This is a genomic window from Streptomyces sp. SID11385, from assembly GCF_010548245.1.
Taxonomy (GTDB): Bacteria; Actinomycetota; Actinomycetes; order Streptomycetales; family Streptomycetaceae; genus Streptomyces.
In genome coordinates, this window is sequence record NZ_JAAGLR010000199.1 from 1 (window position 1) to 833 (window position 833).

Here is an 833-nt window from a genome sequence, read left to right on the forward strand (position 1 = left end):
GCGGTGCTGAGCCCGCAGCCCGCGCCCCGGGCCCGGCGGCTCGCCGAGGCCGCGTACATCGGCGCCGAGGCGGGCGGTGAACTGGACGATGCCTCCCGCCTCCTGGAGGACGCCCGGTCGGTCGACCCGGGCAGTACGCAGTCCCTGCACGCCGCGGCGGCCTCCGCGTTCCTGCTCATCAACCGCGACGGCGACATCGCTACGGCGCACCGTCTCCTGGTCGGCGCGATCGAGTCCGGCGCCGAGGGCGGGCACGGCTGGGACGCCGCCGACCCCGCCCTCTCCGAGGCGCTGCACACCCTCGTCCTGCTGTGCTGGTACGGGGGCGAGGCCGCGTTGTGGCAGCCCCTCCTGGAGATCCTCGACCGGCTCGTGCCGCGGGCGCCCGACCTGCTCCGGGTCAGCGTCGAGACCTTCGGCGACCCGGCCCGTACCGGCCCCGGCGCGCTCCCCCGGTTGCGCGAGCTGCTGGCCGAGCCGCACGACGACCCGTCCCGCCTCGCCCGGGCCAGCGCCTACGCCGACCGGCTCCCCGACATCCGCGAGGCCAATCTGCGCCTGATCGAGCAGGGCCGGGCGGGCACCGCCCCGGCCCGCCACCACGTCGGCGCGCTCATGCATCTCGGCATCGACTACTACCACCTGGGCCGCTGGGACGACGCCGCCCGCTGTGCCGCCGAGGGGCACGCGCTGTGCGAGCAGTACGACCTCGGCTTCTGCACGTGGTACTTCGACTACGTGCAGGCCGCCGTCCAGGCGGCGCGGGGCGAGGCGGAGGCCGCCGCGCAGGCGGCCGAGCGGATCGTCCGCTGGGCGGCGCCGCGCGGCGCGCA

At 77.0% G+C, this 833-nt stretch carries 1 pseudogene; it reads left to right on the plus strand.

Annotation, left to right across the window (positions count from 1 at the left end):
- Window positions 1-833, plus strand: a pseudogene (locus G3I42_RS06305) (LuxR family transcriptional regulator); the annotation flags it as partial.